This window comes from Mycobacterium sp. TY814, from assembly GCF_030755175.1.
Lineage (GTDB): Bacteria > Actinomycetota > Actinomycetes > Mycobacteriales > Mycobacteriaceae > Mycobacterium.
Genome location: NZ_JAUFRY010000001.1, coordinates 1,504,561 through 1,529,672, shown reverse-complemented (window position 1 = coordinate 1,529,672; position 25,112 = coordinate 1,504,561). Strand labels below are relative to the sequence as shown.

Genomic DNA, 25,112 nt, shown 5'->3' with positions numbered 1-25,112 from the left:
AATCCGGTCAGGGCCAACACGTCCTAACATGCGTATGTGACCGGCAAGTACACCCACACGTTCGAAGAAATCCAGGACCGGCCCGTCGCGGTGATCGGCGCCGGCACGTTGGGACGCCGCATCGCATTGATGATGGCCAGCCGCGGGGGCACGGTGCGGATCTACGCACGCCGTCCCGAACAGCGGGCCGAGGCAGTCGGGTACGTCACCGACAATCTGCCGAAGCTCCTGCAAGACCGAGGTTTTGGAGAGCCGGGCGCCGCCGTCGGCGCTGCGACGCTGCAGGAGGCGCTGGACGGTGCCTGGCTGGCCATCGAGTCGGTGCCCGAGCGGTTGGACATCAAGATTCCGCTCTGGGGCGAGATCGACGCAGCCGCGCCGCCGGACACCATCTTCGCCACCAACTCGTCGTCGTTCCCGTCGCGGCTGATGGCCGAAAACGTCCGCGACAAAACACGGCTGTGCAACATGCACTTCAATATGCCGCCCCAGTTCAACGCGCTGGAACTGATGTCGAACGGCCAGACCGACCGTGGTCTGCTCGACACGTTGCTGGCCGTGCTTCCCGAATTCGGAGTGCATCCCTTCGAAGCTCGCAAGGAGTGCACCGGGTTTATCTTCAACCGGGTATGGGCCGCTATCAAGCGCGAGTGCCTCGCCGTCGTGGCCGAGGGTGTCGCCCGTCCCGAAGACGTCGACGGCATTTGGAAGGTCAACTTTGGCTTCCCGGTAGGGCCGTTCCAGATGATGGACCTGGTCGGCCTGGACGTGGTGCTCGACATCGAGAACAACTACGCGCAGGAGTTTCCGCATCTGCCCGAGAACGTGCGCGACCTGCTGCACTCGTACGTAGACGCGGGCAAGCTCGGGGTCAAGACGGGCGAGGGGTTCTACAACTACCGGTAGTCAATACAGCCGCTGCTCAACTTCGAACGCAAGACAGAGTTCCGCGACGTCCCTGGGACGTGTGAGTGTCCTGCCGGTCAGCTCCTCGATGCGGCGCAGCCGGTGCCGCACCGTGTTCGGATGGCAATAGATCTGCGCCGCAGTGTCATTCGCCGAGCCGCCGACATCCAGCCACGCCCGGAAGGTATCGATCAGGACTGCTCGTTCCTCGGCCGGCATGGCGTCCAGGCGTCCCAGCACCGACGATCTGATCCGCGTCATGACCTCGGGCGCGCTGACCGCTGCGAGGGCGAGCGGTGTGTCATCGAAAGCGGTGACCAGTTCCGGCGAGTTGCCCCCCGCCGCGAGCCGCGCGTAGCGCAACGCGTCAGCGGTCTCGGGCAGTTCGTGGAACGGCGGACTGATTCCCACCCGTGCTTTGGCGGCCTGCCGGAGCACCTCGACAAGAGCGTCGAGGGTGTGGGCCGGTTCCCGCACATGGACGATGCCGACCTGAAGCTCGGGCAGCAGTCGCCAGGCCGACCGGATGTCACGGGCGGACAGCTTGTTCTCGATGGCCGGCAGACCCAGTTTGCCGATCGCAGGTAGCACCGCGGCCACCACCACGTAGGGGCCCGAGGTGGGCAGCCGTAACAGGTCCGCGGCCTCCCACAGACTCTGCCGGTCGGTCATCCGGCGCGTCAGCAACGCCTCCACCACTGCCGATCTTTCTTCTTCCCGTTCCAGGATCTGCACCGTCAGTTGTTGGCGGTAGGCGTCGCTCATCGCCTGCGTGAACCTCTCCTGCGCGAAGAAGACCCGGGAGGTGGCATTGAGGATCGAGTCGGTGGGTATTGCCGCCGCGCGTGCCACGGCGAGGGTCTGCTCCCACATGAAGCGAAAGCCGATGCGGTAGGCGGTCATCACCGCCGGCAATGGCACACCGCTGATCGCCCGCGCGGTGCCGGTGCGCTCGGCGGGCGCTACGTCCGCATCGGCATCGGAATCATCAGCGAGCGAGTCGAAGATGAATGTCAGGTTCGCGACGCAGCTTTCGCGTACTTCGTCCTTCGTCACGACGGTCCCGTCGCTGTACGCGTCGATCTCGCGGCACAGCTGTTCGGCCATGGCTTCACCCAAACTCGGGGCGCGGGCCAACATGAGCCTGCCGAGTTCGATGACGTGCGGGTCAACCGTGGTGCCGACGGCCATGCACAAACTGTAGGCCCGATGTGCGCGGTCACACCGAAGAAGGCTTGACGTTGTTTGCCCGAACATTGTCGTGCGCAGCCGCCGGCACGACGCTGGAGTCAGGCCCAGAACAGCATTTCCCGGAGGCATTCCATGACCGCATTGAGCACCAATCTCGTTGTGTCGAAGGACCTTTATCCCGAAAGCATCGCGCTGCGCTGCGATGACCTGCAGGTCACTTTCGCCCAGTTGGACGCCGCGGCCGCGCGGGTGGCGACGCTGTTGGAGCGGGCCGGCATCGAGCCCGGCGACCGGGTGGGGCTGATGCTGGCCAACACCCCCGCCTACGCCATCGCCTTCTTCGGGATCATGTACCGGGGCGCCATCGCGGTGCCGATGAACCCTTTGCTCAAGGCCCGCGAGGTTACCTACTACCTTTCCAACACCGGTGCCGCGGCGCTGTTCGCAACCCCAACGTTCGCCGCGGAGGCCACCGCCGGTGCCGACGAGGTCGGCGCCCGGTGCTGGCTGGTTGACGACGCCGGACTGGCCGACCTGATCGCCGACCTACCCGCCCAGCAGAGCCCGGTCCAGCGCGGCGCCGACGACGTGGCCGTCATCGTGCACACCTCGGGGACCACCGGAAAACCCAAGGGCGCCATGCTGACTCACGGCAACATTGGTCACAACGCCGACGTCACGGTGCGCACGCTGGCGAAGATCGGTCCGGACGATGTGGTGATGGGTTGTCTGCCGCTGTTCCACGTATTCGGCTTGACCGGCGCGCTGAATAGCGCGGTGCTCGCGGGTGCGACGTTGACGCTCATGCCCCGCTTCGACCCCCGCAGGGCGCTCGACGTGATCGAGCGCGACGCCGTCACGATCTTCGAGGGAGTGCCGACCATGTACTCTGCGCTGCTCGGCGCTGCAGCCGAAGCGCCGGCAGGGGCGACGCGGAGTCTGCGGACCTGCGTGTCCGGCGGCGCCGCGCTGCCCGTGCAGGTTCTCACCGACTTCGAGAAGACTTTCGGCTGCACCGTTCTCGAAGGGTACGGGCTCTCCGAAAGCTCCTCGGCGGCCGCCTTCAATCATCCTGACCGCGCACGTAAGCCCGGTTCGATCGGCACGCCCATCGACGGCGTCGAAATGCGGGTCGTCGACCTCAGCGGAGTCGAGGTCGCCCGTGGCGGTACCGGAGAGATCCAGATCCGCGGCCACAACGTGATGAAGGGCTACTGGAACCTGCCTGAAGCCACCCAAGCCACCATCACTGACGACGGCTGGCTGCACACCGGCGACGTCGGGCGTGTCGACGACGACGGCTGTTACTACATCGTCGATCGCATCAAGGACCTGATCATCCGCGGCGGCTACAACGTGTATCCGCGCGAGATCGAAGAAGTGCTCTACGAGCATCCGGCGGTCGCCGAAGCCGCCGTCATCGGCCTCCCGCATGACTCGCTCGGGGAGGAAGTCGGCGCCGCGGTCGCCCTGAAGGAGGGCGCCACGGTGACCGCCGAGCAATTGCGCGACCACGTCAAGGAGCGGGTCGCCGCCTACAAATATCCGCGCGTGGTCTGGCTCGTCGACGAGCTGCCCAAGGGACCGACCGGCAAGGTCCAGAAGCGCGACATCACCATTCCGACAACCGAAAGGACCTGCTGATCATGGCCGCCCAACCCAAACCAGACGAACTGGCCGCACCCCTGGACCTGCTGCTCACCAGCGCCACCCGGCCCTTCTTCAGCCGGATGCTGCCCGACGCAACCTGGGCGCGGGTCGCCGGGAACCTCGCGCAACACCCCGGCGCCGTCGCGGACCGGGTCGGCACGCTGACCCGCGAACTCGGCAACATCACCACGGGTAAGTCACATCGCGCTCCGGCGCGCGCCGACAAACGCTTCAGTGACCCTGCGTGGCAGGAGAATCCGCTGCTGCACCGGATCATGCAGGCCTACCTGGCCGGGGCGGAGACCGCCGGCGGGCTGCTCGAGGACGCCGCACTCGACTGGCGCGACCAGGAGAAGATGCAGTTCGTCCTGGACAACCTGGTCGAGGGCCTCGCGCCCAGCAACAATCCGCTGATCAGCCCGCTCGGCTGGAAAGCCCTGATCGACACCGGCGGCCTGAGCGCCGTTCGGGGGCTGAAAGCCTTTGCCCGCGACATGCTGTCGAAGCCGCGGGTGCCGGCGATGGTAGAGCCCGATGCCTACGTGGTGGGGGAGACGGTGGCCGTCACCAAGGGGGCTGTGGTGCTGCAGAACTCGATGTTCGAACTGATTCAGTACGCACCGCAGACCGCGAAGGTGCGGGAAATTCCGCTGCTCATGGTGCCGCCGGTGATCAACAAGTACTACGTCATGGACATCGCGCCGGGCCGCAGCATGATCGAGTACTTCGTCGCGCAGGGTCAGCAGGTGTTCGTCATGTCGTGGCGTAATCCGCAAGCGCGGCACCGGGACTGGGGTTTCGACGCCTACGGCGCGGCGATCATCGAAGCGATGGACGCGGTGCAGAAGATCGCCGGCACCGACAGCACCCATCTGCTGGCGACCTGCTCGGGCGGCATCCTTGCGGCCATGACGGCTGCCCATCTGGCCGAGATCGGCGTGGGCGACCGAGTCGCCGGGCTGACTTTGGCGGTCACGGTTCTGGACGAGACCCGAGCCGGATTCGCCGCGGCGGCCATGAGCGATCGCGCGGCACAGGCCGCGATTCGGGTGTCGGCCAAGAAGGGATTCCTCGACGGACGCGACATGGCCGAGATGTTCGCCTGGCTGCGGCCTACCGATCTGGTGTGGCGGTATGTGGTGAACAACTATGTACAGGGCCGTAAGCCGGCCGCGTTCGATGTGTTGTTCTGGAACGCCGATACCACCCGGATGGCTGCCGCCCTGCACCGCGACATGGTGCTGATGGGTTTGCGCAACGCGCTGGTCACCCCCGGTGCGGTCAGCATGCTGGGCAGTCCGGTCGACCTGGGCAAGATCACGTCGGACGCTTACGTGATCGGCGGCGTCGCCGACCACATCTCGCCGTGGCAGGCCACCTACCGCAGCGCCCGTCTGCTGGGCAGCAAGGACAACAGTTACGTGCTGTCGACCAGTGGCCACATCGCGGCGCTGGTCAACCCGCCGGGCAACCCGAAGGCTTCCTACCGCGTCGGCCCGGTCGGCGACGAGGACCCGCAGCAGTGGCTGGGCGCCGCCGAGAAATTCGCCGACTCCTGGTGGCCGCATTACGTCGAATGGCTGGCGCAGCGCAGCGGTCCCGAGGTCGACGCGCCCAAAGCCCTTGGCGGGGATGGCCTTCCGCCGCTGGGGCCGGCACCCGGCAGTTATGTGATGGAAAAATGAGCCACTACGTCACCGCAGGCGGTCAGCGGATCCGGGTCGAGGTTCGGCCCGGAACCGGAGTTCCGCTGGTGCTGTGCAACGGTATCGGCGCCAGCCTCGAAGTGCTCGACCCGCTAGTGGATCAATTGAGTTGCCCGGTGGTCAGATTCGATGTCCCGGGCACCGGCGGCTCGCCGACATCGCCGCTGCCCTACGGCTTCCCCTATCTTTCCTGGGTGCTGGGCCGGGTGCTGACGAAGCTGGGCATAGGGGTGGTGGACGTTCTCGGGCTGTCCTGGGGCGGTGCCCTGGCGCAGCAGTTCGCGTTCCAGAATCCGCGCCGGTGCCGGCGGCTGGTACTGGTGGCGACCGGGACGGGCGCGCTGATGGTGCCGGCACACCCGCGCGTGCTCGCGAAAATGGTTACCCCGCGCCGTTTCTCGGATCCCAGCTACGCCGGGCTCATCGCCGGCGAGCTGTACGGCGGAACGGTCCGCACCCACGGCGAGGACGTCGCACGGCTCTTCCTCAGACAGGTGCATGCCGGATCAAAGGTCGGCTACCTGCACCAGCTGCTCGCCGGCTCCGTCTGGACCAGCCTGTTCGCCCTGCGCGCGGTGCGTCAGCAGACGCTGATCGTGGCGGGCACCGACGATCCGATCATCCCGGTGGTCAACGCGCACATCATGCATCGGTTGCTGCCGCACTCGCGTCTGCACCTGCACTCGGGCGGGCACATCGACGTCGTACACAACGCGCTCGAACTGGCGCCGGTCATCGAGCAGTTCCTGACCGCTACGCCTGGATCGCCGCGGTGACCGCTCCCGTCAGCCGGATCAGATCCTGCGGCGACACCGCCACGTCCCAACCGCGGCGGCCCGCGCTGCAATAGATCGTCGTCCACGACAGCGCGCCGGAATCGAGCACGGTGCGCAACCGCTTACGCTGCCCGAACGGCGAAACGGCGCCCAGCACATAGCCCGTCGTTCGTTCGGCGACAGCGGGATCAGCCATGGCGGCTTTACCGACCCCCAGCGCTGCGGCTGCTGCTTTCAACGACAGTTTCGCGGACGCCGGCACGATGGCCACCGCCAGGCCACCGGTCACCTCGATGATCAGCGTCTTGTAGATCTGTTCTGCCGCAATGCCTTCGGACTCGGTGAGGGCGGTCACCGCTTCGGTGCCGAACGAGCGTTCGCGGGAATCGTGGTCGTACTTCACCACCTGGTGCGGCACACCGGCTTTGCCCAGTGCCGCCAGAGCCGGTGTCGCGGCGGCGGCCACGTCAGGGCTGGGAGTACCCCGGCGGGTTGACGCCGTCCACCCAGAAGTCGACGCCGAGCTTGCCGCCGGGCACGCAGTCATAGACCGAGAGGTCAGTGACACCGGAGTCCAGCAGCACGTCCTCGCACAGCGCCATGTTGCCGGTGTACTCCCGGGACGGCTTGTTGAGGATGACGTAGGCGGCGTCGGAGTACACCTCGGGCTTGCGGGCGCGCGCCATCGCCTCGTCGCCGCCGAGCAGGTTCTGCACCGCGGCGGTGGCCACCAGGGTGCGCGGCCACAAGGTATTCGAGGCGATGCCCTCTTCGCGCATCTCTTCGGCGATCCCCAGGGCGCATAACGTCATGCCGAACTTGGCCATCATGTACGCCGTCGGCTTCAGCCACTCTTTGCCGAGCAGCACCGGCGGCGACAGCGTCAGAATGTGCGGATTCTCGCGGCCCTTCAGATGCGGGATGCAGGCCTGCGACACGGCGTAGGTGCCGCGCACCTGGATGCCGTTCATCAGGTCGAAGCGCTTCATCGGGACCTCGAGGATCGATCCGAGGTTGATGGCCGAGGCATTGTTGACGCAGATGTCGATGCCGCCGAACTGCTCGACGGTCTTGGCCACGGCGGACTCGACCGAGTCCGGGTCACGGACGTCTCCGACGATCGGCAGGGCCTGTCCGCCCGCTTCCTCGAGCTCCTTGGCGGCCGTGTACACCGTGCCGGGGAGCTTGGGGTGCGGCTCGGCGGTCTTGGCGATCAGGGCGATGTTGGCGCCGTCTTGAGCGGCGCGTTTGGCGATCGCCAGGCCGATACCGCGGCTGGCGCCGGAGATGAACATGGTTTTGCCGTTAAGGGACATGGCCGTCACATTAACGCCACGTTAGATCGGGGCAGACCGCGGGATCAAGGCCCGGAAATAGCGCGCCGGAAATTGCCGTTGTGAGAGGCGGTGACTGCACGAGTCGGTGGCGGCCTTTAGATTGAAGGAGGGAGTTCGGTGTCAACTGCGACGAGCCTCTTGGGTGCGGAGCGGTTGGATCGCTTCCTTGCGAGTCCGGTGGCGTGGTTTGAGCGCTCCGGCGACGCCGCAACCGAAGGGACCGTGTTAATCAAGATGGCCGACATCGATGGCGCGACCGGGCCCGACGGTGCCGTGCCCGCGGAGGAGACCGACGCCGAGTTGACGGCGCGCTTCGAGCGCGACGCGATTCCGCTGCTCGACCAGCTCTACGGCGGTGCGCTGCGCATGACGCGGAATCCGGCCGACGCCGAGGACCTGCTGCAGGAGACCATGGTCAAGGCGTATGCCGGGTTCCGGTCGTTCCGCGAGGGCACCAACCTCAAGGCGTGGCTGTACCGCATCCTGACCAACACCTACATCAACAGCTACCGCAAAAAACAGCGTCAGCCCTCGGAATATCCGACCGAGGAGATCACCGACTGGCAGCTGGCGGCCAACGCCGAGCACACCTCGACCGGATTACGGTCGGCCGAGGTCGAGGCGCTCGAGGGGCTGCCCGACACCGAAATCAAAGAGGCGTTGCAGGCACTGCCGGAAGAATTCCGGATGGCCGTTTACTACGCGGACGTCGAAGGTTTTCCGTATAAAGAGATCGCCGAGATCATGGGCACGCCGATCGGTACCGTGATGTCCCGGCTGCACAGAGGCCGGCGTCAGCTGCGCGAATTGCTGGCCGACGTGGCCAAGGATCGCGGCTTTATCCGCGGCGAACAGGCACACGAGGAGGTGTCGTCATGAGTGAGTCCTGCGGTCGGCCCAGCGGGCACGACGACCACGGCGCCTTCGGCTGTGCCGAGGTGATCGCCGAGGTATGGACGCTGCTCGACGGTGAATGCACCCCGGAGAAGAAGGAAAGCCTGCGTAGGCACCTAGAGGCATGCCCGGGATGCTTCCAGCACTACGGCATCGAGGAACGGCTCAAGGCTTTGATCGCCACCAAGTGCAGTGGTGAGAAGGCGCCCGACAGCCTGCGGGAGCGCCTACGGCTGGAGATCCGCCGGACGACGATCGTCCGGGGGGAGTTTCAGGCCTGACGCGGGTCAGGCGTTGGGGCGCTTGCCGTGGTTGGCTTTGCTGTACTTGCGGTCACGCTTCTTGCGGCCACGCTTGGCCATGATGGAACCTCGTTTCGTCTGAATCTGGCGGTACTGGGCGGCCTGCGGGCCGCCGGGTTGCCTTCCAGTGTCTCATGCGGACGGCGACGCGCCCTCATGAGCCCGCGCGCCGCCACCCCGGCCGGCCTTATGGTTCGATATACGCAGAAGCGGCCGATACGAGTGGGGTGATGATGTCCGAGGAGGTTCGCGCCGAGATCGTGGCCAGCGTGCTCGAAGTCGTGGTCAACGAAGGCGACCAAATCGGCCAGGGTGACGTCGTGGTGTTGCTGGAGTCCATGAAAATGGAGATTCCGGTCCTGGCCGAGATCGCTGGCACCATCAGCAAGGTGAGCGTCGCCGTCGGCGACGTCATCCAGGCCGGCGACCTCATAGCCGTGATCAGCTAGCCGTTGGGCTTCACGTACCTGCATGTCCACTCTCGGTAATCTGCTCGCCGAGCACACGGTTCTGCCCGGCAACGCCGTCGACCACCTGCATGCCGTAGTGGGGGAATGGCAGCTGCTGGCCGACCTCTCCTTCGCCGACTACCTGATGTGGGTCCGCCGTGACGACGGGATGCTGGTGTGCGTCGCGCAGTGCCGGCCCAACACCGCGCCCACGGTCCTGCAGACCGACGCGGTCGGCAGCGTCGTCTCCGCCGAGCGGCTGCCGTTGGTTGCCGACACCTTCACCAGCAGTGTCGCCATCCAGGAAAGCGATGCGGGCGAACAACATTCGTGGCAGCTGCCTGGCCCCAATATCGCGGCGTCGCCGGTTCGCTACGGCGGCCGGGTGGTGGCGGTGCTGACCCAGCATCAGACCGAGCTGGCCGCGCAGCGGATGTCGGGCCACCTGGAGACGGCCTACCGGGAATGCGCTGTCGACCTGCTGCACATGATCGCCGAAGGGACTTTTCCCGACGTAGGCGACGTCGCCATGTCGCGTTCGACGCCGCGTGCGGGAGACGGGTTCATCCGCCTCGACGTCGAAGGCATCGTCGCCTACGCCAGCCCCAACGCGCTGTCGGCTTACCACCGGATGGGCCTTTCCAGCGAACTCGAGGGCCACAACCTGATCAAGGTCACCCGTCCCCTGATCTCCGACCCGTTCGAAGCCCAAGAGGTGGCCGAACACGTGCTCAACCTGCTGGCCGGCGGCTCGAGCATGCGTATGGAGGTGGACGCCGGTGGCGCCACCGTGCTGCTGCGGACGCTGCCGCTGGTGGTGCACGGGGAGAACGTCGGCGCGGCGATCTTGATCCGCGATGTCACCGAGGTGAAGCGGCGCGACCGCGCGCTGATCTCCAAGGACGCGACGATTCGTGAGATACATCACCGTGTGAAGAACAACCTGCAGACGGTGGCCGCGCTGCTGCGGTTGCAGGCCCGCCGCACCGTCAACGCTGAGGGCCGCGAGGCCCTGATCGAGTCGGTGCGCCGGGTGTCGTCGATCGCGCTGGTCCACGACGCGCTGTCCATGTCGGTGGACGAGCAGGTCAACCTGGACGAGGTTATCGACCGGATCCTGCCGATCATGAACGACGTGGCGTCGGTGGACCGGCCGATCCGGATCAACCGGGTGGGTGACCTGGGTGTGCTGGATTCCGACCGGGCGACGGCGCTGATCATGGTGATCACCGAACTGGTGCAGAACGCGATCGAGCACGCCTTCGATCCGTCGGCCACCGGTGGCTCGGTGACCATTCGCGCGGAACGCTCGGCGCGCTGGCTGGACGTCGTGGTGCACGACGACGGGCGTGGTCTGCCCGAGGGATTCAGCCTCGAGAAGTCCGACAGCCTGGGTCTGCAGATCGTGCGGACGCTGGTGTCCGCGGAGCTGGACGGCTCCCTGGGAATGCGGGAAGGCCCCGACCGCGGAACCGACGTGGTGTTGCGGGTTCCGATCGGCCGCATGGGGCGGCTGCTGGTGTGAGCACGCAGCAATACGGCCCCGATTTCATCGGGGCCGTATTGCTGCTTAGCTGAGTTGTCAGACTCCGCTTCGGGCCTTCGTCCGGGCGTTGCGGCGCTTGAGTGCGCGCCGCTCGTCTTCGCTCATCCCACCCCAGACGCCCGAGTCCTGACCCGTGTTCAGAGCCCATCCGAGACACTCTGTCGTCACCGGACACCGATTACAGACCAGTTTCGCGTCAGCGATCTGCGCGAGTGCCGGGCCGCTGTTCCCTACCGGGAAGAACAGCTCCGGATCCTCGTCACGGCAGACCGCCCTGTGGCGCCAATCCATTAGTTGCTACTCCTCACTAAGTGCGCAGCACCGCGCACGGGCATTTTTTCTTCTTGGCTGTTGAGCGTGCGCAAGAAAGGTTTCCGTACCTCTGCATATTTCTGCATGCAACCTTTTGATCGTTTCACAGGCTCAACAGATGTCAATAGTGTTACGTGAGCCCGTGGGGTATCTCACTTTGCCGATCTCTTACCCAGGCCCTTACTCAGTTGTACTACACTAACTGCCGAATTTCGCCCCATTTTTCATCGCGGGCTTGTCACATCTTTGATTTGCGCAGCTCAGAGGGCTTATTTTGGCGGTGGCGCGACGACCGCGAGAGCGGCCGGAACGGACCGGAACGTCATGGTTTCGCGCAGGCCGAGGTATTCTCCGTCGTACTGGCAGGCGGCCGGACCGGTCATGGTGCCGACCCGGATGTGGTCGATGTCATCGTCGCGGATGAGCTGCTTGGCTTCCAGCTTCGGCCGCTTGGCGAGCAGCTGGCGCAGCAGTCGCAGGGTGGGGATCAGCTTCATCTCGGTGAGCGCGAACAGGCCCAGCCCCGACTCGAAGCTGCAGCCGGGGTTGGTGACCATCGGCCGGTCGTCGCTGTAGGTCCAGGGGCTGGTGTTGGACACCCAGACGAAGTGCACGCCGGAGACCGGCTCGTGGTCGGGCCGTTCCAGAATCAGGTTGGGTTCGCGGCGGCTGAAGCGCACCGAGACGGGAGTCGCCACCCGCCAGTAGCGCACCGGGGTGATCTTGTGGCCCTTCTTGCGTTCCTCTTCGACGGCCCGGACCACCTCCGCATCCACCCCCATGCCGGCGTTGACCAGCGCGTATATCTCGCCGCAGTCGATCAGGCTAATGCGGCGCCACTCGTGGTGATGCTGGTAGGAGTCCAGCAGCGCAATGAGCTGGTCGGTCGCGCCGGATGCGTCCCGGGGGATGCCCAGCGCCCTGGCCAGCACATTCGCCGACCCGCCGGGGATGATGCCCAGCGCCGGGACCGGCCCTGACTGGGGCGTGCCGGGCCGGCCGAGCATGCCGTTGACCACCTGATTGACCGTTCCGTCCCCGCCGTGGACGACGACCAGGTCGAACGCGTCGGCGACGGCCTTGCGACCGAGCTCTTCGGCGTGCCCCGAGTAGTTGGTGGGCTCGATGGTGAGGTCAAGGCGATTGCCCAGGGCGCGTGTCACCAGCAGGCGGGCGCTCGGCGTGATGGTGGTGGCAATCGGATTGACGATCAACATGGCACGCATGATGAGTGAGCTTATGCGGGCTTCGTCCCACCGAGATTGCCGCCATGGTGGCGGACTGGGCGCAGAGCACGACCGTCGCGGCAATCTCAAGAGCGCCCGGCCAGCCTGACTACGCTGGCGCTGTGACTCACTCCGCCCCGTCCACCGTCCGTCGTGCCGGCTTCATCGTCGCGGCTCAGGGAGTCGCGGGGCTGGTGGTCGCCGTGATTCTGGTAATCCGCGGCCTGGCCGGGGCCGATCAGCATGTCGTCAACGGTCTGGGTACCGCGGCCTGGTTCGCGGTGATCGGGGGCGCGGTGCTGGCGGCTGGGCTCGCCTTGGTGAAGGGCAAGCGCTGGGGCCGGGGACTGGCTGTGTTCACGCAGCTGCTGCTGCTGCCGGTGGCCTGGTACCTGGCGGTCGGCTCGCACCGGCCGGTGTTCGGAACACCCGTCGCGCTCGTGGCATTGGTGACCCTCGCGCTGTTGTTCAGTGGGCCGTCGGTGCGCTGGGCAGCCGGGCGCGATCAGGCGGGGCCGGCCAGTGCGGCCAGTTCCGGGCCGGACACCCGGTAGGTGGTCCACTCCGTCTGCGGCCGCCCGCCGACGCCGTCGTACAAGGCGATCGCGTCGGTGTTCCAGTTGAGCACCGCCCACGCCAGCCGGCTGTAACCGTTGTGCACGCACTCTGCTGCCAGGACCGCGAGCAGCCCGCGGGCCAGGCCGCGACGGCGAAACCGCGGCCGCACGTACAGGTCCTCCAGGTAGATGCCCGCCACGCCGTCCCAGGTGGAGAAGTTCAGAAACCACAGGGCCATCGCAGCGACCTGACCGTCGCACTCGGCGACATGCCCGTAGACGGTCGGGGAATCGCCGAAAAGCGCTGTGGCAATCTGCTTTTCGGTCACCGTGCACTCATCGGCGGCGTGCTCGAACTCGGCGAGCTGGTGGATCATGGCGGTGATGTCGGCCACGTCGGCAGGCGTGGCGCGGCGGATCTGCGCACTCACTGCTCTACTCCCAGCGCTTTCAAAATCGTCGCGAATTTCGTTGTGGTTTCTGCGACTTCGTCGTCGGGATCAGATTCGGCGACGATGCCGCCGCCCGCGCGGGCCAGCGCGGTCCGGCGGTCGGCCGACAACTCGGCGCACCGGATCGACACCACCCAGTAGCCGTCGCCGCGCGCGTCGCACCAGCCCACCGCGCCGGCGTAGAAGCCCCGGTCGCCCTCCAAGGTGGCGATCAACTCGGTGGCCTGCTCGGTCGGCACCCCGCCGACCGCCGGGGTGGGGTGCAGCGCCAGCGCCAGATCGATTGCGCTCGTTGAGCTGTCGCGCAGCTCGCCGACAATCGGCGTGCACAGGTGCCAGACCGCGGCGGTGCGGCTCAGTTGCGGTTCGGCGGCGATGGTCAGGTCGTCACACAGCGGCTCGAGGGCCGCGCGCATCGTGTCGATGACCAGCTGATGTTCGTGCCGATTCTTGTCGGATGCGGCCAGTTCGGCGCCGTTGGCCGCGTCGATGTCGGGATCGGCCGAGCGGGGAGCCGAGCCCGCGAACGGCCGGCACACCACTTGCGTGCCGGTTCGGGCCACCAACAGTTCCGGGCTGGCACCCACCAGCGCCGTCCCGTCGTAGTCCGGGCCGGCCGCACTCAGGTCGGTGAGGAAGCCGTATGCCGTCGGGTCGGCGTCGATCAGTCGCCGCAGGACGACGCGGCCGTCCAGTGGAGCATCGGCGGCCAGCCGCAAGGCGCGGGCCAGCACCACCTTGTGCAGCGGATTATCCTGCGCCGCAAGCTGTTTGCGGGCGCGGCTGATGCGGTCGCGGTGCTCGTCGCTGGGCGGTAGGGCGGCGTCGATGCGGACGCTCGGCAGTGGACCGGTCGGCCAGCCGGGCAGGGCGTTGACGTGGCTCAGGTTCTCCGGGGCGAACAGCGCGGCCGGCCGGTGCACATCGAACGGCAACGCGCCCAACACGATTGGCGCACGTCCCGTGCGTAGCGCCGCGTGTGCCGCGGCGATGTCGGGGTAGCGGTCGCCGGCGCGCTCGGCGATCAGGGTTCCCCGGGGACCGGTGAGCGCAAAGGCCGGTTCGCGGCTCACGCGATCGCAGCCGGTTTGGGATGGCAGCTCAGGCCGAGCTGAGCGAGCTGCCGTATACCGTGCTCGAAAGTGCAGATCGCGATGGTGGCGGTTGGCATACCGAAGCGGCTGCCCTCGCTCAGGTCGAACTGCGCCCAGCGGGTGATCACGGCCCGGGAGAAATGACCGTGGCTCACGAAAAGAACGTCCCGCGACTCCATGTTCTCCAATGCGAGAGCGATCGCCCGGTCGGCACGTTCGCTGACCTGCGCGACGCTTTCACCGCCAGGGCATCCGTGTGTCCACACCAGCCAGTCCGGGTCGGTTTCGTGGATCTCCGGCGTGGTCAGGCCTTCGTAGTCGCCGTAGTCCCACTCGGCGACCAAGGGCGTCACCTGGTCGACGATGAGTCCGGCCAGGTCGGCGGTGACCAGCGTCCGGCGTCGGGGGCTGCAGTACACGAATGGCCTGTCGAGTTTGAGATCGCCGAGCACCACGCCGGCGAATTCGGCCTGCTCCCGGCCGGCGGCGGTCAACTCGATGTCGGTGCGGCCGGTGTGTTGCCCCGACTTCGACCATTCGGTCTCTCCATGGCGCAACAGCACCAGCCTCCGGTTGTGTACGCCCATGCCCGCGATTCTGCCCGAGACACGCCGGGGGCGGTGCCGGGCCCGCCACCCGAACGGGGCAATGGGTTCCGTGCCAGGATGGGCACTGTGAGTGACATGCGCGTGCTGGCGGTGGCCAATCAGAAGGGCGGTGTGGCCAAGACGACGACGGTCGCGTCGCTCGGTGCGGCGATGGTGGACGAGGGAAAACGGGTGCTGCTCGTCGATCTGGACCCACAGGGGTGTCTGACCTTCTCGCTGGGCCAGGATCCGGACAAATTGCCGGTCTCCGTCCATGAGGTGCTGCTCGGCGATGTCGAACCGGGTGCCGCGCTGGTCGAGACGTCCGAGGGAATGACGTTGCTGCCGGCCAACATTGACCTCGCAGGTGCCGAGGCGATGCTGCTGATGCGGGCCGGGCGCGAATATGCGCTCAAGCGGGCGCTGGCCAAACTCGCGGACGATTTCGACGTGGTGATCATCGACTGCCCGCCGTCGCTCGGGGTGCTGACGCTCAACGGGCTCACCGCTGCGGGCGAGGTCATTGTGCCGCTGCAGTGCGAGACGCTCGCGCACCGCGGGGTGGGGCAATTCCTGCGCACGGTGGCCGACGTCCAGCAGATCACGAATCCGGATCTGCGCCTGCTGGGTGCTCTCCCCACGCTGTACGACTCGAGGACCACCCATACCCGCGATGTGCTGCTCGATGTCGCCGACCGCTACGAGCTGCCGGTGCTGGCGCCGCCGATTCCGCGGACGGTGCGCTTCGCCGAGGCCAGCGCGTCGGGCTCCTCGGTGCTGGCCGGGCGGAAGAACAAGGGCGCGCTGGCCTACCGCGAACTGGCGAAGGCGCTGATCAAGCACTGGAAGACCGGCAAGGCCCTGCCGACCTTCGCGGTGGACTACAACTAACCGAGCGCCACCACGGTGTCCCCGCGCTGCTCGATCACGCGGGAGCCCGAGACCGCCGGGATCACCGCCGAGCTGCCCGGCTGACGTTCCACCGGGATGTACCGGCTGGCCTCGCCGTTGACCGGGTCGTAAACGCCGATCGCACCGGTGACCGGCACCAGTAGCTGACCGGCCATCATCACTCCCGGGCCGAGCGGGGCGGCCGTCTCTCCGGCGGCGATCGTGTAACGCGCGGTCAGGTTGGTCGCCTCCAGCACCAGCAGCGCATCGCCGGTCCACCAGGTCACCAGGTTCCCGGTGCTGGACACCACCGACGACGGTGACGGCGGTCCGGCCAGCAGGGTGCTTGACACCGTGGTCCCGGTTTCGTCGACCACGTCGAGGTGAGGCTGCGGTGTCGGCAGGTACACCGCGGCGCGGTTCTGCGAGACCACCACGACGCGGGCACCGGTGCCCGGCCGCACCCCGGTTTCCTGCACCACCTGCTGCTGTGGTTCGTCGTCCTCTTTGCCGGGTCGCAGCAGGATCAGCTTGAGGTCCGCCTGGTTCGTGCAGGCCTCGAGCACCGCCACCGACGACGAGCTGGCTGCGGCCGATTCGAGGGTGCAGCCGGAGTGCAGGCCGCGGTTCACCGGCTTCACGCGCGCGTCGGTCTCGCCGTACGCCATCATCCGGACCATGTCGGAGCGCCACATCTCCAGCCGGGTGTCGCCCGCCGACAGCACGGTGGTGCCGTCAGAGGACAGCCGTACCTTCGGATCGGCGTAGCTGCTGCGGGCCGGCCCACGCCGCCCGGTCGATCCGTCGATGGTGCTGACCTGGCCACAGCCCCGGTCGTCCCGGTAGACGGCGACGGCGTAGTGGTATACCCAGGTCACCCCGCACAGGTCGGTGTCCCGCGAGTAGCTCCACTGGACCTGACCGGTGCCGGGATCGCGCCCCTGCACCTCGCGCCCGTTGCCGGTGGCGACGGAGCCTGCCACCACCACCGGAACCCGGGTTCCCGGGCTGGGAGCGGTCCAGAGCTGGCGCAGGGTGGCCGGGACGTCGCGGGCCTGGCTGGGCGTCGGGGCGGCAGTCGCGGCCGGCCGACTGACGGTGGCCCGCGCGTCGCTCGTCCACCAGATGAGCGACGCGGCTACCGCGACGACGACCGCGATTGCCACGGCGGCCGCAATGTCAGTCTTGGTGCGGCGCTCGGGTCGGACCACGGATGTGAGTATGCCGTCAGTTGGCCGCCGCGGCGGCGTCTGCCGGCTTGCGACGACGGCGACGACGGCGGGTGCTGCTGGACGGAGCGCCGGTGCCGGCCCCGGCGGGTGCGGCGTTCTCCGGAGCCGCGTCAGCGGCGGCAGCGGTGTTCGCCTCGGGATGGCCGGTGACGGGCTTGCCGCCGCGGGTGCGCTTGCGGCGGTCCGGACGCCGGGGCGGGCGTTGCGATGTGCCGCTGCTGGCCTCGCGTTGCTTGACGGGCGCCTTGCGCGGCGTGCCGACGCTACCCCCGACGTCGGTGGGGATGACCAACTCCGAGTACAGGTGCGGCGAGTTGGAGTAGGTCTCCGACGGGTCGGGGGAGCCCAGGCTTAACGCCTTGTCGATCGCCGACCAGCGCTCCAGCTCGTCCCAGTCGACCAGGGTGACGGCGACGCCGGTGCGGCCGGCGCGGCCGGTGCGCCCGATGCGGTGGACGTACATCTTCTCGTCCTCCGGGCACTGATAGTTGATGACGTGCGTGACGTCGTCGATGTCGATGCCGCGCGCGGCCACGTCGGTGGCCACCAGCACGTTGATGTCGCCGGAGCGGAATGCCTTGAGCGCCTTCTCGCGGGCTATCTGACCGAGGTCGCCGTGCACGGCTCCGACCGCGAAACCGCGTTCCTGGAGTTCGTCGGCGACCTTCTGGGCGGTGCGCTTGGTGCGGGTGAAGATCATCGTCGCGCCGCGATCCTGGGCCTGCAGAATCCGGCTGACCAGTTCAACCTTGTCCAGCGCGTGGGCGCGGTAGACGAACTGCTCGGTGGTGTCGTGCACGGCCAGCGAGTGCGGTGCCTCGGCCCGGATATGGGTGGGCTGAACCATGAACGTGCGGGCCAGGGTGATGATCGGGTCCGGCATGGTCGCGGAGAACAGCATCGACTGCCGGTCGGCCGGAATCTGGCGCAGGATGCGCTCGATGTCGGGAAGGAAGCCCAGGTCGAGCATCTCGTCGGCCTCGTCGAGGACCAGCACCGACAATCCGCCCAGCTGCAGGTGGCCCTGCTGGCACAGGTCGAGCAACCGGCCCGGGGTGCCCACCACGACGTCGACGCCCTTGTGCAGCGCTTCGATCTGCGGTTCGTAGGCACGACCGCCGTAGATGGCAAGGACGGACAGTGGGCGCTCGGTGCCGTCTTCGTTCTTCACCTTGAGGTACTTGGCGGCGGTGGCCAGGTCGCCGTTGACCTGCAGGCACAGCTCACGGGTCGGGACCACAACCAGGGCCCGCGGTGCGCCGGTCAGCGGTCGCGTGGCGGTCTCGGACGTGATGCGCTGCAGCAGCGGTACGCCGAACCCGAAGGTCTTGCCCATGCCGGTGCGCGCTTGGCCGATGACGTCTTCGCCGGCGAGCGCGAGCGGCAGGGTGAGTTCCTGGATAGCAAATGGGGTTTCAATGCCCTTTTCGGCCAGTGCGCTGACGATTTCGTCGCGAACTCCAAGGCTGGCAAAGGTCAACGGGGTGGTGCTTTTTAGTGCGGTCATACGCGGGAGGAGAGCCTTTCGGTGACAGTAATCGAGTTTGAGTCGGTACTTCGTCTGTGTCGCGGTTCGCGCGCACGATTTCCGACTCCGATTACGTCGCCGAGGCCCGCTGCTTGATCGGGGCGGGCCGTTGCGTGCACGCACATTTCTTTTGGGCAGTGACAGCACAGATTCAGCCACTGCCTACCAAGCATGATACCTGGTCGCCCAGCGGGCACCCATGTTCCGTTAATCCTGCCGACTAAAGTGTCACCATGCCTTCGCCATCCACCGCCGACTCCCACGACAAGGCGGCCGATTCGCCCAGGCCCCGGCTGCCGGCGGATCACCCTGGCGTCAACGAATTGTTCGCGCTGCTCGCATACGGCGAGGTGGCGGCGTTCTACCGGTTGACCGAAGAGGCGCGGATGGCCCCGAACCTGCGGGGCCGGATCTCGATGGCCAGCATTGCCGCCGCCGAGATGGGGCACTACGAGCTGCTGCGGGACGCCCTGGAACGGCGCGGTGTCGACGTGGTGCCGGCGATGTCGAAATACGTCTCGGCGCTGGAGAACTACCACCGGCTGACCACCCCGAGCACCTGGCTGGAAGCCCTGGTGAAGACGTATGTCGGCGACGCCCTGGCCGCCGACCTGTACCTGGAGATCGCCGACGGGCTGCCCGACGAGGTGGCCGACGTGGTGCGCGAGGCCCTGTCCGAGACGGGGCACTCCCAGTTCGTCGTCGCTGAGGTGCGGGCGGCGGTGACGTCCAGCGGCAAGCAACGCAGCCGGCTGGCGCTGTGGTCGCGGCGGCTGCTCGGCGAAGCGATCACCCAGGCGCAGTTCCTGCTGGCCGATCACGACGAACTGGTCGACCTGGTGGTTTCCGGGACGGGCGGGCTGGGGCAGCTGGGCGCGTTCTTCGAGCGGCTACAGCACACCCACGACAGCCGGATGCGCGAACTCGGGTTGAGTTAGCGGGTGCAGGTCGCCAGGGCGGAACTGGTGGTCGACGCCTTCACTACCTGACCCTGCGCGTTGACGATCGAGCAGTTCAGCTGGCCGTAGATGCTGGTCGCGATCACCGATTCGGTCTGCACGCCAGGATTGAGCACGACAACCTTCGTCCAGGGCAGCGCGACGTTGAACTCGGTCACCGGGAAGCCGCGGGCGTCGGTATAGGCGATGTTGACCAGATCGAAGAGCTGCTTGGTGCCCGTCACGCTGTAGACGACGGTGCGTGGGTTGATCGCCGCGCCGGGCGGGGCGGCTGTCGGAGCCGGGGCAGCGGTCGGTAGCCGCGGCGTTGCCGTCTTGGTGGGCGCGTCGCTGGGCGCGATGGTGGTGACCGTCTCCGGGGGGAGCAGGCCGCGGGATGAGGTCGGCGGGGCACTCGCGGTCGCGCTCGGCGGCGCACTGGATCGGGGCGTCGTGATGGCCGTACGGGGGGCCGGCACCCCGACCGTCGCCTTGGTGGTGGCGCTGTCGCCGCTGTTGATGATCACCGCGGTGGCAATGGCTCCGATCGCCACAACGGCGCCGAGGAACATGGCGATCGGGCGCCAGCGGCGGTCGGCGGGCCATGCCCATTCCTCGTCGGTTTGGTAGTCGGAATCGTCCCAGCTGTCGGTCTCCGGGTCGTCGTCGTCGAAGTCTGCGGCGTAGCTTTCCGCGCGAGCGTCATCGCCCGGGAACTCTTCGAGGTCTCGGACGATGTCGTAGAGGGTGTCACGGATGTTACTGATGGTGCCGATGTTAATGACGTGGACGGACCGGTTCAGGGCTGCGACGGGTGCCTAAACCGAATCGTGATGGGTTTGTTCACTAACCGCGAACTGCCGGTTTGGGGGGCGGGGCGCTGTGCCGGTCCGACCCGTCCACTAGCCTGCTGCACAGACGCCTGCGACGAAAATGCCAACGGAAGGGGCCCCGGTGGAGGTCAAGATCGGTATCACGGACAGTCCGCGCGAGCTGGTTTTCTCCAGTGCGCAGACGCCTGGTGAGGTCGAGGAGCTCGTCGGTGCCGCGCTGCGCGAGGACTCCGGTCTGCTGAGCCTGAACGACGAGCGCGGCCGGCGCATCCTGGTCAACGCGGCCAAGATCGCCTATGTCGAAATCGGTGTCGCGGACGCGCGCCGGGTCGGATTCGGGGTCGGCGCCGAAGCGGTGGCCAAAGCCAAGGCTTAGGAACGGGCGAGCGGCACGTGTGACAGGCCGCCCCAGGCGAACTGCACGGTGCCCTCGACCGCGTCGGACTTCGAGATCGGACGATCCGAGTCCAGCCAGTACCGGGCGCAGTCGACGCTCATGCCGACCAGTCCCACCGCGATCATCCGGGCGCGGTGCGGGTCCAGGCCCGAGTCTTCGGCGATGAGTGCGAAAACAGCGTCGATGCACGATTCGGTGGCCGCCCGCACCTGCGCGGCGACCTCGGGCTCGGTGACGTAGTCGTTTTCGAAGATCAGCCGGTAGCCCTGGCTGTCGTGCTCGATGAAGTCGAAGAAAGCCTGCACCGCCGAGTGCAGTCGGCGCCGGTTGTCGGTGGTGCGGCCCAGTGCCTGCTGCACGCCGCTGACCAGGTTCTCCACGTGCCGATTCAGCACCGCCAGGTAGAGTTCCAACTTGCTCGAAAAGTGTTGATACAGAACCGGTTTGCTCACTCCGGCGCGGTCGGCGATTTCATCCATGCCGGCGGCGTGGTATCCGCTTTCCACGAAGACGTCGCTGGCGACGATAAGCAGCTGGCCGCGGCGTTCGTCGCGCGGCAACCGGTTGTCCCGGCGGTTGGAGACCGGAGCGCCTTCGATCGGCCGAACACCGTCGGCCGATCTGACGGCACGTCGCTGCGCCGTCTTGGCTAGATCGCTCATCGTCCTCAATCTGATCGCTTTCGGCCGGCGACCGTTCAGCCATCCCCCTGGGCCGCCCTTGTATTGCCATGACCTTACTACCTGCGGACTCGTTGGGGTGTGAGGTCGATATGAAGCAGGTCGGCGGGTTTTCGGGCGCGCCAGGGCCGGTTGCCCCCGGCTACTGTGCCATCCTGGGGAAATGACGTCCCAGTGGCCGCCCCGCGATACCGGTCGGGCGCCAGTGCTGCGTGACGACTGGCGTGAGCCGCTGCGGGCGCAGCGTGACCCGCTCGGCCAGAGCGCGGGGCGGGTGCGCGCGGACCGGGACCGGCCGCGCCAGTGGCGCAAGCAGACCTGGCTGGGGCGGTTCGTGTCCACCTACGGCTGGCGGGCGTACGCGCTTCCGCTGCTGACGGTGCTCACCCTCGTCGTCGTGTACCAGACGGTCACCGGCACCAGCACGCCCAAGCCCGCGGCTCACACGATCCACAAGGAGCCGCCGACCATCGGTGCGGTGGGCACGTCGATCATCGACACGCCGCCGCGCGGCCTGGTCGCGTTCGACGCAAACCTGCCGGCCGGAACGCTGCCCGACGGCGGCCCGTACACCGAGGCGGGCGACAAGACCTACCGCGTCATCGAGGGGACCACTCCGCAGATCGGTCAGGGCACCAGCAAAGTGTTCCGCTACACCATCGAAATCGAGAACGGTCTGGACCCGAACATGTACGGCGGCGACAACGCGTTCGCGCAGATGGTCGACATGACGCTGGCCAACCCCAAGGGCTGGACCCACAACCCGCAATTCGCGTTCATCCGGATCGACGGAAACAGTGGGAGCAAGCCGGATTTCCGGGTCTCGCTGGTCTCACCGGTCTCGGTGCGGGAGGGTTGCGGCTACGAGTTCCGGCTCGAGACGTCGTGCTACAACCCGTCTTTCGGGTCTGATCGGCAGTCTCGGGTGTTCATCAACGAGGCGCGCTGGATTCGGGGAGCCGTGCCGTTCGAGGGTGACATCGGCTCTTACCGGCAGTACGTGATCAATCACGAAGTGGGACACGCCATCGGGTACGTTAAGCACGAGCCGTGCGATCAGCAGGGCGCGCTGGCGCCGGTGATGATGCAGCAGACGTTCTCCACGTCCAACGACGACGGGGCCAAGTTCGACCCCGACCAGGTCAAGGCCGACGGCAAGACGTGCCGGTTCAATCCCTGGCCTTACCCGATCGCGTAGGTTCTCGCGGGCGTGCTGATCGCCTAACCTCGATGTTGTGACGCCAACGTTGCCGCCGCTTGTGGAACCCGCCGCGACACTCAGCCGTGAGGAAGTGGCGCGCTACAGTCGCCATCTCATCATTCCCGACCTGGGTGTCGACGGACAGAAGCGGCTGAAGAACGCCCGGGTGCTGGTGATCGGGGCCGGAGGGCTCGGATCCCCGACGCTGCTCTACCTCGCAGCCGCCGGTGTCGGCACTATCGGGATCGTCGACTTCGACGTCGTCGACGAATCCAATCTGCAGCGCCAGGTCATCCACGGCACGGCCGACGTGGGACGGTCCAAGGCGCAGTCGGCGCGCGACTCGATCGTTGCGATCAACCCGCTGATCGAGGTGCGACTCCATGAATTCAGGCTGGAAGCTGACAACGCCGTGGACCTTTTCAGCCAGTACGACCTGATCCTGGACGGCACCGACAACTTCGCCACCCGTTATCTGGTCAACGACGCCGCCGTGTTGGCGGGCAAGCCGTACGTGTGGGGATCGATCTACCGTTTCGAAGGCCAGGCGTCGGTGTTCTGGGAGGACGCACCCGACGGGCTCGGGCTCAACTACCGCGACCTCTACCCGGAACCGCCGCCCCCGGGCATGGTGCCGTCCTGCGCTGAGGGCGGTGTACTGGGCATCATCTGCGCCTCGATCGCGTCGGTCATGGGCACTGAGGCAATCAAGCTGATCACCGGCATCGGCGAGACCCTGCTCGGCCGGCTGATGATCTATGACGCGCTGGAGATGAGCTATCGCACCATCAGGATCCGGAAGGATCCCACTACGCCGAAGATCACCGAACTCATCGACTATGAGCAGTTCTGCGGTGTGGTCTCGGAGGACGCCGCCGCGGCGGCGAGCGGTTCCACCATCACACCGCAGGAGCTGCGCGCCATGATGGATGCCGGCAAGAAGTTGGCCCTGATCGACGTTCGCGAGCAGGTGGAGTGGGACATCGTGCACATCGACGGCGCCCAGCTCGTGCCGAAGGGGCTGATCATCTCCGGTGAGGGCTTGGCGCAGCTGCCGCAGGACCGGGTGGCCGTCCTGTACTGCAAGAGCGGGGTGCGCTCGGCGGAAGCGCTGGCTGCGGTGAAGCAGGCCGGGTTCTCCGATGCCGTGCACCTGCAGGGCGGGATCCTGGCGTGGGCCGCGCAGATGCAGCCCGACATGGTGGTGTACTGACTGCGGCGCGCAGGCGCCTCTACTAGGCCTCCGCTGGGCTGGATTGTCGGGCTCCTCAGCGCGTCCGTTCCGACGCGCATCGTCGCCCGCTGGGCTGGATTGTCGGGCTCCTCAGCGCGTCCGTTCCGACGCGCATCGTCGCCCGCTGGGCTGGATTGTCGGGCTCCTCAGCGCGTCCGTTCCGACGCGCATCGTCGCCCGACTAGGCTGACCGCTGTGACTGTCGAGCCGCCGCCTGAGCATGTGCTGGCAGCGTTCGGTTTGACCGGAGTCCAGCCCGCGCCCCTCGGCGCCGCCTGGGAAGGCGGCTGGCGGTGCGGTGAAGTGGTGTTGTCCATGGTGGCCGACAACGCCCGCGCGACATGGTCGGCCCGGGTGCGTGAGACGTTGTTCGTCGACGGTGTGCGGCTGGCCCGGCCGGTCCGATCCACCGACGGTCGCTACGTGGTGTCGGGCTGGCGGGCGGACACCTTCGTCGCGGGTGCACCGGAAGCCCGCCATGACGAGGTCGTCTCGGCGGCCGTTCGCCTGCACGAGGCCACCGGCAAGCTGGAGCGCCCCCGTTTCCTGACCCAGGGACCCACCGCACCGTGGGCTGACGTCGACGTCTTCATCGCCGCCGACCGTGCCGCGTGGGAGGAACGGCCGTTGCAGTCGGTGCCGCCCGGCGCGCAGACCGCGCCGGCATCCGCGGACGCGCAGCGCTCCGTAGAGTTGATCAATCAACTCGCCACGCTGCGCAAGCCCACCCGCAGCCCCAATCAACTGGTACACGGAGACCTTTACGGCACAGTGCTTTTCGCGGGCACCGCGCCTCCCGGCATCACCGACATCACCCCGTACTGGCGGCCGGCGTCCTGGGCGGCCGGTGTGGTCGTCGTCGACGCGCTGTCCTGGGGCGAGGCCGACGACGGCCTCATCGAACGCTGGAGCGCGCTGCCGGAATGGTCACAGATGCTGTTGCGCGCGTTGATGTTTCGTCTTGCGGTCCATGCTCTGCATCCACGGTCCACCGCCGAGGCGTTTCCGGGTCTGGCCCGTACCGCGGCGATGGTGCGGATGATCCTCTAGCGCGCCGGCCTACTTCACGCCAGATATCTCACGCGGAAGTACCAGGGGTATGGCAATTTGCTGCCAAGAAACCGTACAAGAGGCCCCTTTCTCCGCAATAGGTATCGATCTGTAAAATTGTTCGACACAGCCCGCACAACGAA

General features: G+C 67.1%; 28 protein-coding genes. 15 read left to right on the top strand and 13 right to left on the bottom strand.

Annotated elements, in window-relative coordinates; genetic code table 11:
* Nucleotides 1–36 precede the first annotated feature (36 nt).
* A complete protein-coding gene (locus QXH22_RS06720; RefSeq protein ID WP_306241934.1) occupies nt 37–906 on the top strand; it encodes a 3-hydroxyacyl-CoA dehydrogenase family protein in 870 nt (289 codons plus the stop codon).
* Here the strand turns inward: QXH22_RS06720 and QXH22_RS06715 are convergent, their stop codons facing one another.
* A complete protein-coding gene (locus QXH22_RS06715) occupies nt 907–2,097 on the bottom strand; it encodes a CdaR family transcriptional regulator (RefSeq protein ID WP_306241933.1) in 1,191 nt (396 codons plus the stop codon). It abuts the gene before it with no gap.
* 132 nt (nt 2,098–2,229) lie between these two features.
* On the opposite strand from QXH22_RS06715, the gene QXH22_RS06710 reads away from it, so the two are divergent.
* From QXH22_RS06710 to QXH22_RS06700, 3 genes are read left to right on the top strand one after another with little or no spacing between them, the layout of a single operon-like run.
* The gene (locus QXH22_RS06710) at nt 2,230–3,741 is read left to right on the top strand and encodes a long-chain fatty acid--CoA ligase (protein ID WP_306241932.1); all 1,512 of its coding nucleotides are present in this window, start codon (nt 2,230–2,232) and stop codon (nt 3,739–3,741) included.
* Nucleotides 3,742–3,743: 2 nt separating this feature from the next.
* Nucleotides 3,744–5,432: an alpha/beta hydrolase gene (locus QXH22_RS06705; protein ID WP_306241931.1), complete on the top strand. Its 1,689-nt coding sequence runs from the start codon at nt 3,744–3,746 to the stop codon at nt 5,430–5,432.
* Nucleotides 5,429–6,229 (top strand): alpha/beta fold hydrolase, encoded by an 801-nt coding sequence (locus QXH22_RS06700; protein WP_306241930.1) that lies wholly within the window; start codon nt 5,429–5,431, stop codon nt 6,227–6,229. The genes QXH22_RS06705 and QXH22_RS06700 overlap by 4 nt, the downstream gene beginning before the upstream one ends.
* Here the strand turns inward: QXH22_RS06700 and QXH22_RS06695 are convergent.
* On the bottom strand, nt 6,207–6,695 hold the full coding sequence (locus tag QXH22_RS06695; protein WP_306241929.1) for a YbaK/EbsC family protein: 489 nt from the start codon (nt 6,693–6,695) through the stop codon (nt 6,207–6,209). The genes QXH22_RS06700 and QXH22_RS06695 overlap by 23 nt on opposite strands.
* Nucleotide 6,696: 1 nt before the next feature.
* Nucleotides 6,697–7,545: an NAD(P)-dependent oxidoreductase gene (locus tag QXH22_RS06690; RefSeq protein WP_306241928.1), complete on the bottom strand. Its 849-nt coding sequence runs from the start codon at nt 7,543–7,545 to the stop codon at nt 6,697–6,699.
* 255 nt (nt 7,546–7,800) lie between these two features.
* Here QXH22_RS06690 and QXH22_RS06685 point away from each other — a divergent pair, with 255 nt between their 5' ends.
* Nucleotides 7,801–8,445 carry a sigma-70 family RNA polymerase sigma factor gene (locus QXH22_RS06685; protein ID WP_306244376.1) on the top strand — a complete coding sequence of 215 codons (645 nt, stop codon included), beginning with the start codon at nt 7,801–7,803 and terminating at the stop codon, nt 8,443–8,445.
* Entirely contained in the window at nt 8,442–8,741 is a 300-nt protein-coding gene (rsrA, locus tag QXH22_RS06680; RefSeq protein WP_306241927.1) for a mycothiol system anti-sigma-R factor, read from the top strand. Before QXH22_RS06685 ends, rsrA begins: the two co-directional genes overlap by 4 nt.
* A gap of 6 nt (nt 8,742–8,747) precedes the next feature.
* Here the strand turns inward: rsrA and QXH22_RS30450 are convergent, their stop codons facing one another.
* On the bottom strand, nt 8,748–8,822 hold the full coding sequence (locus tag QXH22_RS30450; protein WP_089025046.1) for a 50S ribosomal protein bL37: 75 nt from the start codon (nt 8,820–8,822) through the stop codon (nt 8,748–8,750).
* A gap of 173 nt (nt 8,823–8,995) precedes the next feature.
* On the opposite strand from QXH22_RS30450, the gene QXH22_RS06675 reads away from it, so the two are divergent.
* Nucleotides 8,996–9,211: a biotin/lipoyl-binding carrier protein gene (locus QXH22_RS06675; RefSeq protein WP_306241926.1), complete on the top strand. Its 216-nt coding sequence runs from the start codon at nt 8,996–8,998 to the stop codon at nt 9,209–9,211.
* A gap of 22 nt (nt 9,212–9,233) precedes the next feature.
* On the top strand, nt 9,234–10,736 hold the full coding sequence (locus QXH22_RS06670) for a sensor histidine kinase (RefSeq protein WP_306241925.1): 1,503 nt from the start codon (nt 9,234–9,236) through the stop codon (nt 10,734–10,736).
* Nucleotides 10,737–10,793: 57 nt separating this feature from the next.
* Here QXH22_RS06670 and whiB1 read toward each other — a convergent pair whose 3' ends face one another.
* Both whiB1 and QXH22_RS06660 read right to left on the bottom strand, forming a co-directional pair.
* A complete protein-coding gene (gene whiB1 / locus QXH22_RS06665) occupies nt 10,794–11,048 on the bottom strand; it encodes a transcriptional regulator WhiB1 (RefSeq protein WP_036353357.1) in 255 nt (84 codons plus the stop codon).
* A 290-nt stretch (nt 11,049–11,338) separates the two neighbouring features.
* Nucleotides 11,339–12,295, bottom strand: a complete 957-nt coding sequence (locus QXH22_RS06660) for a diacylglycerol kinase family protein (protein ID WP_306241924.1) — start codon at nt 12,293–12,295, stop codon at nt 11,339–11,341.
* A gap of 122 nt (nt 12,296–12,417) precedes the next feature.
* Between QXH22_RS06660 and QXH22_RS06655 the strand changes: the two genes are divergently transcribed.
* Nucleotides 12,418–12,849: a hypothetical protein gene (locus QXH22_RS06655; protein WP_306241923.1), complete on the top strand. Its 432-nt coding sequence runs from the start codon at nt 12,418–12,420 to the stop codon at nt 12,847–12,849.
* Here the strand turns inward: QXH22_RS06655 and QXH22_RS06650 are convergent.
* From QXH22_RS06650 to QXH22_RS06640, 3 genes are read right to left on the bottom strand one after another with little or no spacing between them, the layout of a single operon-like run.
* Nucleotides 12,801–13,283: a GNAT family N-acetyltransferase gene (locus QXH22_RS06650; protein WP_306241922.1), complete on the bottom strand. Its 483-nt coding sequence runs from the start codon at nt 13,281–13,283 to the stop codon at nt 12,801–12,803. The genes QXH22_RS06655 and QXH22_RS06650 overlap by 49 nt on opposite strands.
* The gene (locus QXH22_RS06645; protein ID WP_306275210.1) at nt 13,280–14,377 is read right to left on the bottom strand and encodes an isochorismate synthase MenF; all 1,098 of its coding nucleotides are present in this window, start codon (nt 14,375–14,377) and stop codon (nt 13,280–13,282) included. Before QXH22_RS06645 ends, QXH22_RS06650 begins: the two co-directional genes overlap by 4 nt.
* Nucleotides 14,374–14,985 (bottom strand): acid phosphatase, encoded by a 612-nt coding sequence (locus tag QXH22_RS06640; RefSeq protein WP_306275209.1) that lies wholly within the window; start codon nt 14,983–14,985, stop codon nt 14,374–14,376. Before QXH22_RS06640 ends, QXH22_RS06645 begins: the two co-directional genes overlap by 4 nt.
* Before the next feature lie 87 nt (nt 14,986–15,072).
* Between QXH22_RS06640 and QXH22_RS06635 the strand changes: the two genes are divergently transcribed.
* Nucleotides 15,073–15,876 (top strand): ParA family protein, encoded by an 804-nt coding sequence (locus QXH22_RS06635; RefSeq protein WP_306241919.1) that lies wholly within the window; start codon nt 15,073–15,075, stop codon nt 15,874–15,876.
* On the opposite strand, the gene QXH22_RS06630 is transcribed toward QXH22_RS06635, so the two are convergent.
* Both QXH22_RS06630 and QXH22_RS06625 read right to left on the bottom strand, forming a co-directional pair.
* Nucleotides 15,873–17,087 carry a hypothetical protein gene (locus QXH22_RS06630; RefSeq protein WP_306241918.1) on the bottom strand — a complete coding sequence of 405 codons (1,215 nt, stop codon included), beginning with the start codon at nt 17,085–17,087 and terminating at the stop codon, nt 15,873–15,875. The genes QXH22_RS06635 and QXH22_RS06630 overlap by 4 nt on opposite strands.
* Before the next feature lie 16 nt (nt 17,088–17,103).
* The gene (locus QXH22_RS06625; RefSeq protein WP_306241917.1) at nt 17,104–18,615 is read right to left on the bottom strand and encodes a DEAD/DEAH box helicase; all 1,512 of its coding nucleotides are present in this window, start codon (nt 18,613–18,615) and stop codon (nt 17,104–17,106) included.
* 254 nt (nt 18,616–18,869) lie between these two features.
* Here QXH22_RS06625 and QXH22_RS06620 point away from each other — a divergent pair, with 254 nt between their 5' ends.
* Complete coding sequence (locus QXH22_RS06620) at nt 18,870–19,574, top strand: ferritin-like fold-containing protein (protein WP_306241916.1); 705 nt, start codon at nt 18,870–18,872, stop codon at nt 19,572–19,574.
* Here QXH22_RS06620 and QXH22_RS06615 read toward each other — a convergent pair.
* On the bottom strand, nt 19,571–20,311 hold the full coding sequence (locus QXH22_RS06615) for an MmpS family transport accessory protein (RefSeq protein ID WP_306244375.1): 741 nt from the start codon (nt 20,309–20,311) through the stop codon (nt 19,571–19,573). The two genes, QXH22_RS06620 and QXH22_RS06615, sit on opposite strands and share 4 nt — an antisense overlap.
* 217 nt (nt 20,312–20,528) lie before the next feature.
* Here QXH22_RS06615 and QXH22_RS06610 point away from each other — a divergent pair, with 217 nt between their 5' ends.
* Entirely contained in the window at nt 20,529–20,783 is a 255-nt protein-coding gene (locus QXH22_RS06610) for a DUF3107 domain-containing protein (RefSeq protein ID WP_306241915.1), read from the top strand.
* On the opposite strand, the gene QXH22_RS06605 is transcribed toward QXH22_RS06610, so the two are convergent.
* On the bottom strand, nt 20,780–21,466 hold the full coding sequence (locus QXH22_RS06605) for a TetR/AcrR family transcriptional regulator (RefSeq protein WP_306275208.1): 687 nt from the start codon (nt 21,464–21,466) through the stop codon (nt 20,780–20,782). The two genes, QXH22_RS06610 and QXH22_RS06605, sit on opposite strands and share 4 nt — an antisense overlap.
* Nucleotides 21,467–21,647: 181 nt before the next feature.
* Here QXH22_RS06605 and QXH22_RS06600 point away from each other — a divergent pair, with 181 nt between their 5' ends.
* From QXH22_RS06600 to QXH22_RS06590, 3 genes are all read left to right on the top strand, one after another.
* Nucleotides 21,648–22,682: a DUF3152 domain-containing protein gene (locus QXH22_RS06600; RefSeq protein ID WP_306241913.1), complete on the top strand. Its 1,035-nt coding sequence runs from the start codon at nt 21,648–21,650 to the stop codon at nt 22,680–22,682.
* 37 nt (nt 22,683–22,719) lie between these two features.
* Nucleotides 22,720–23,898 (top strand): adenylyltransferase/sulfurtransferase MoeZ, encoded by a 1,179-nt coding sequence (moeZ, locus tag QXH22_RS06595; RefSeq protein WP_306241912.1) that lies wholly within the window; start codon nt 22,720–22,722, stop codon nt 23,896–23,898.
* A 216-nt stretch (nt 23,899–24,114) separates the two neighbouring features.
* On the top strand, nt 24,115–24,969 hold the full coding sequence (locus tag QXH22_RS06590) for a TIGR02569 family protein (protein ID WP_306241911.1): 855 nt from the start codon (nt 24,115–24,117) through the stop codon (nt 24,967–24,969).
* Nucleotides 24,970–25,112: the final 143 nt, after the last annotated feature.

Coding starts and splice junctions, on each gene's coding strand:
- QXH22_RS06710 (WP_306241932.1), top strand. CDS start 2,230: ATGACCGCATTGAGCACCAATCTCGTTGTGTCGAAGGACCTTTATCCC.
- QXH22_RS06700 (WP_306241930.1), top strand. CDS start 5,429: ATGAGCCACTACGTCACCGCAGGCGGTCAGCGGATCCGGGTCGAGGTT.
- QXH22_RS06640 (WP_306275209.1), bottom strand. CDS start 14,985: ATGGGCGTACACAACCGGAGGCTGGTGCTGTTGCGCCATGGAGAGACC.
- QXH22_RS06600 (WP_306241913.1), top strand. CDS start 21,648: ATGACGTCCCAGTGGCCGCCCCGCGATACCGGTCGGGCGCCAGTGCTG.
- QXH22_RS06675 (WP_306241926.1), top strand. CDS start 8,996: ATGTCCGAGGAGGTTCGCGCCGAGATCGTGGCCAGCGTGCTCGAAGTC.
- QXH22_RS06625 (WP_306241917.1), bottom strand. CDS start 18,615: ATGACCGCACTAAAAAGCACCACCCCGTTGACCTTTGCCAGCCTTGGA.
- QXH22_RS06620 (WP_306241916.1), top strand. CDS start 18,870: ATGCCTTCGCCATCCACCGCCGACTCCCACGACAAGGCGGCCGATTCG.
- whiB1 (WP_036353357.1), bottom strand. CDS start 11,048: ATGGATTGGCGCCACAGGGCGGTCTGCCGTGACGAGGATCCGGAGCTG.
- rsrA (WP_306241927.1), top strand. CDS start 8,442: ATGAGTGAGTCCTGCGGTCGGCCCAGCGGGCACGACGACCACGGCGCC.
- QXH22_RS06605 (WP_306275208.1), bottom strand. CDS start 21,466: ATGAGCGATCTAGCCAAGACGGCGCAGCGACGTGCCGTCAGATCGGCC.
- QXH22_RS06715 (WP_306241933.1), bottom strand. CDS start 2,097: ATGGCCGTCGGCACCACGGTTGACCCGCACGTCATCGAACTCGGCAGG.
- QXH22_RS06660 (WP_306241924.1), bottom strand. CDS start 12,295: ATGCGTGCCATGTTGATCGTCAATCCGATTGCCACCACCATCACGCCG.
- QXH22_RS06670 (WP_306241925.1), top strand. CDS start 9,234: ATGTCCACTCTCGGTAATCTGCTCGCCGAGCACACGGTTCTGCCCGGC.
- QXH22_RS06690 (WP_306241928.1), bottom strand. CDS start 7,545: ATGTCCCTTAACGGCAAAACCATGTTCATCTCCGGCGCCAGCCGCGGT.
- QXH22_RS06685 (WP_306244376.1), top strand. CDS start 7,801: ATGGCCGACATCGATGGCGCGACCGGGCCCGACGGTGCCGTGCCCGCG.
- QXH22_RS06705 (WP_306241931.1), top strand. CDS start 3,744: ATGGCCGCCCAACCCAAACCAGACGAACTGGCCGCACCCCTGGACCTG.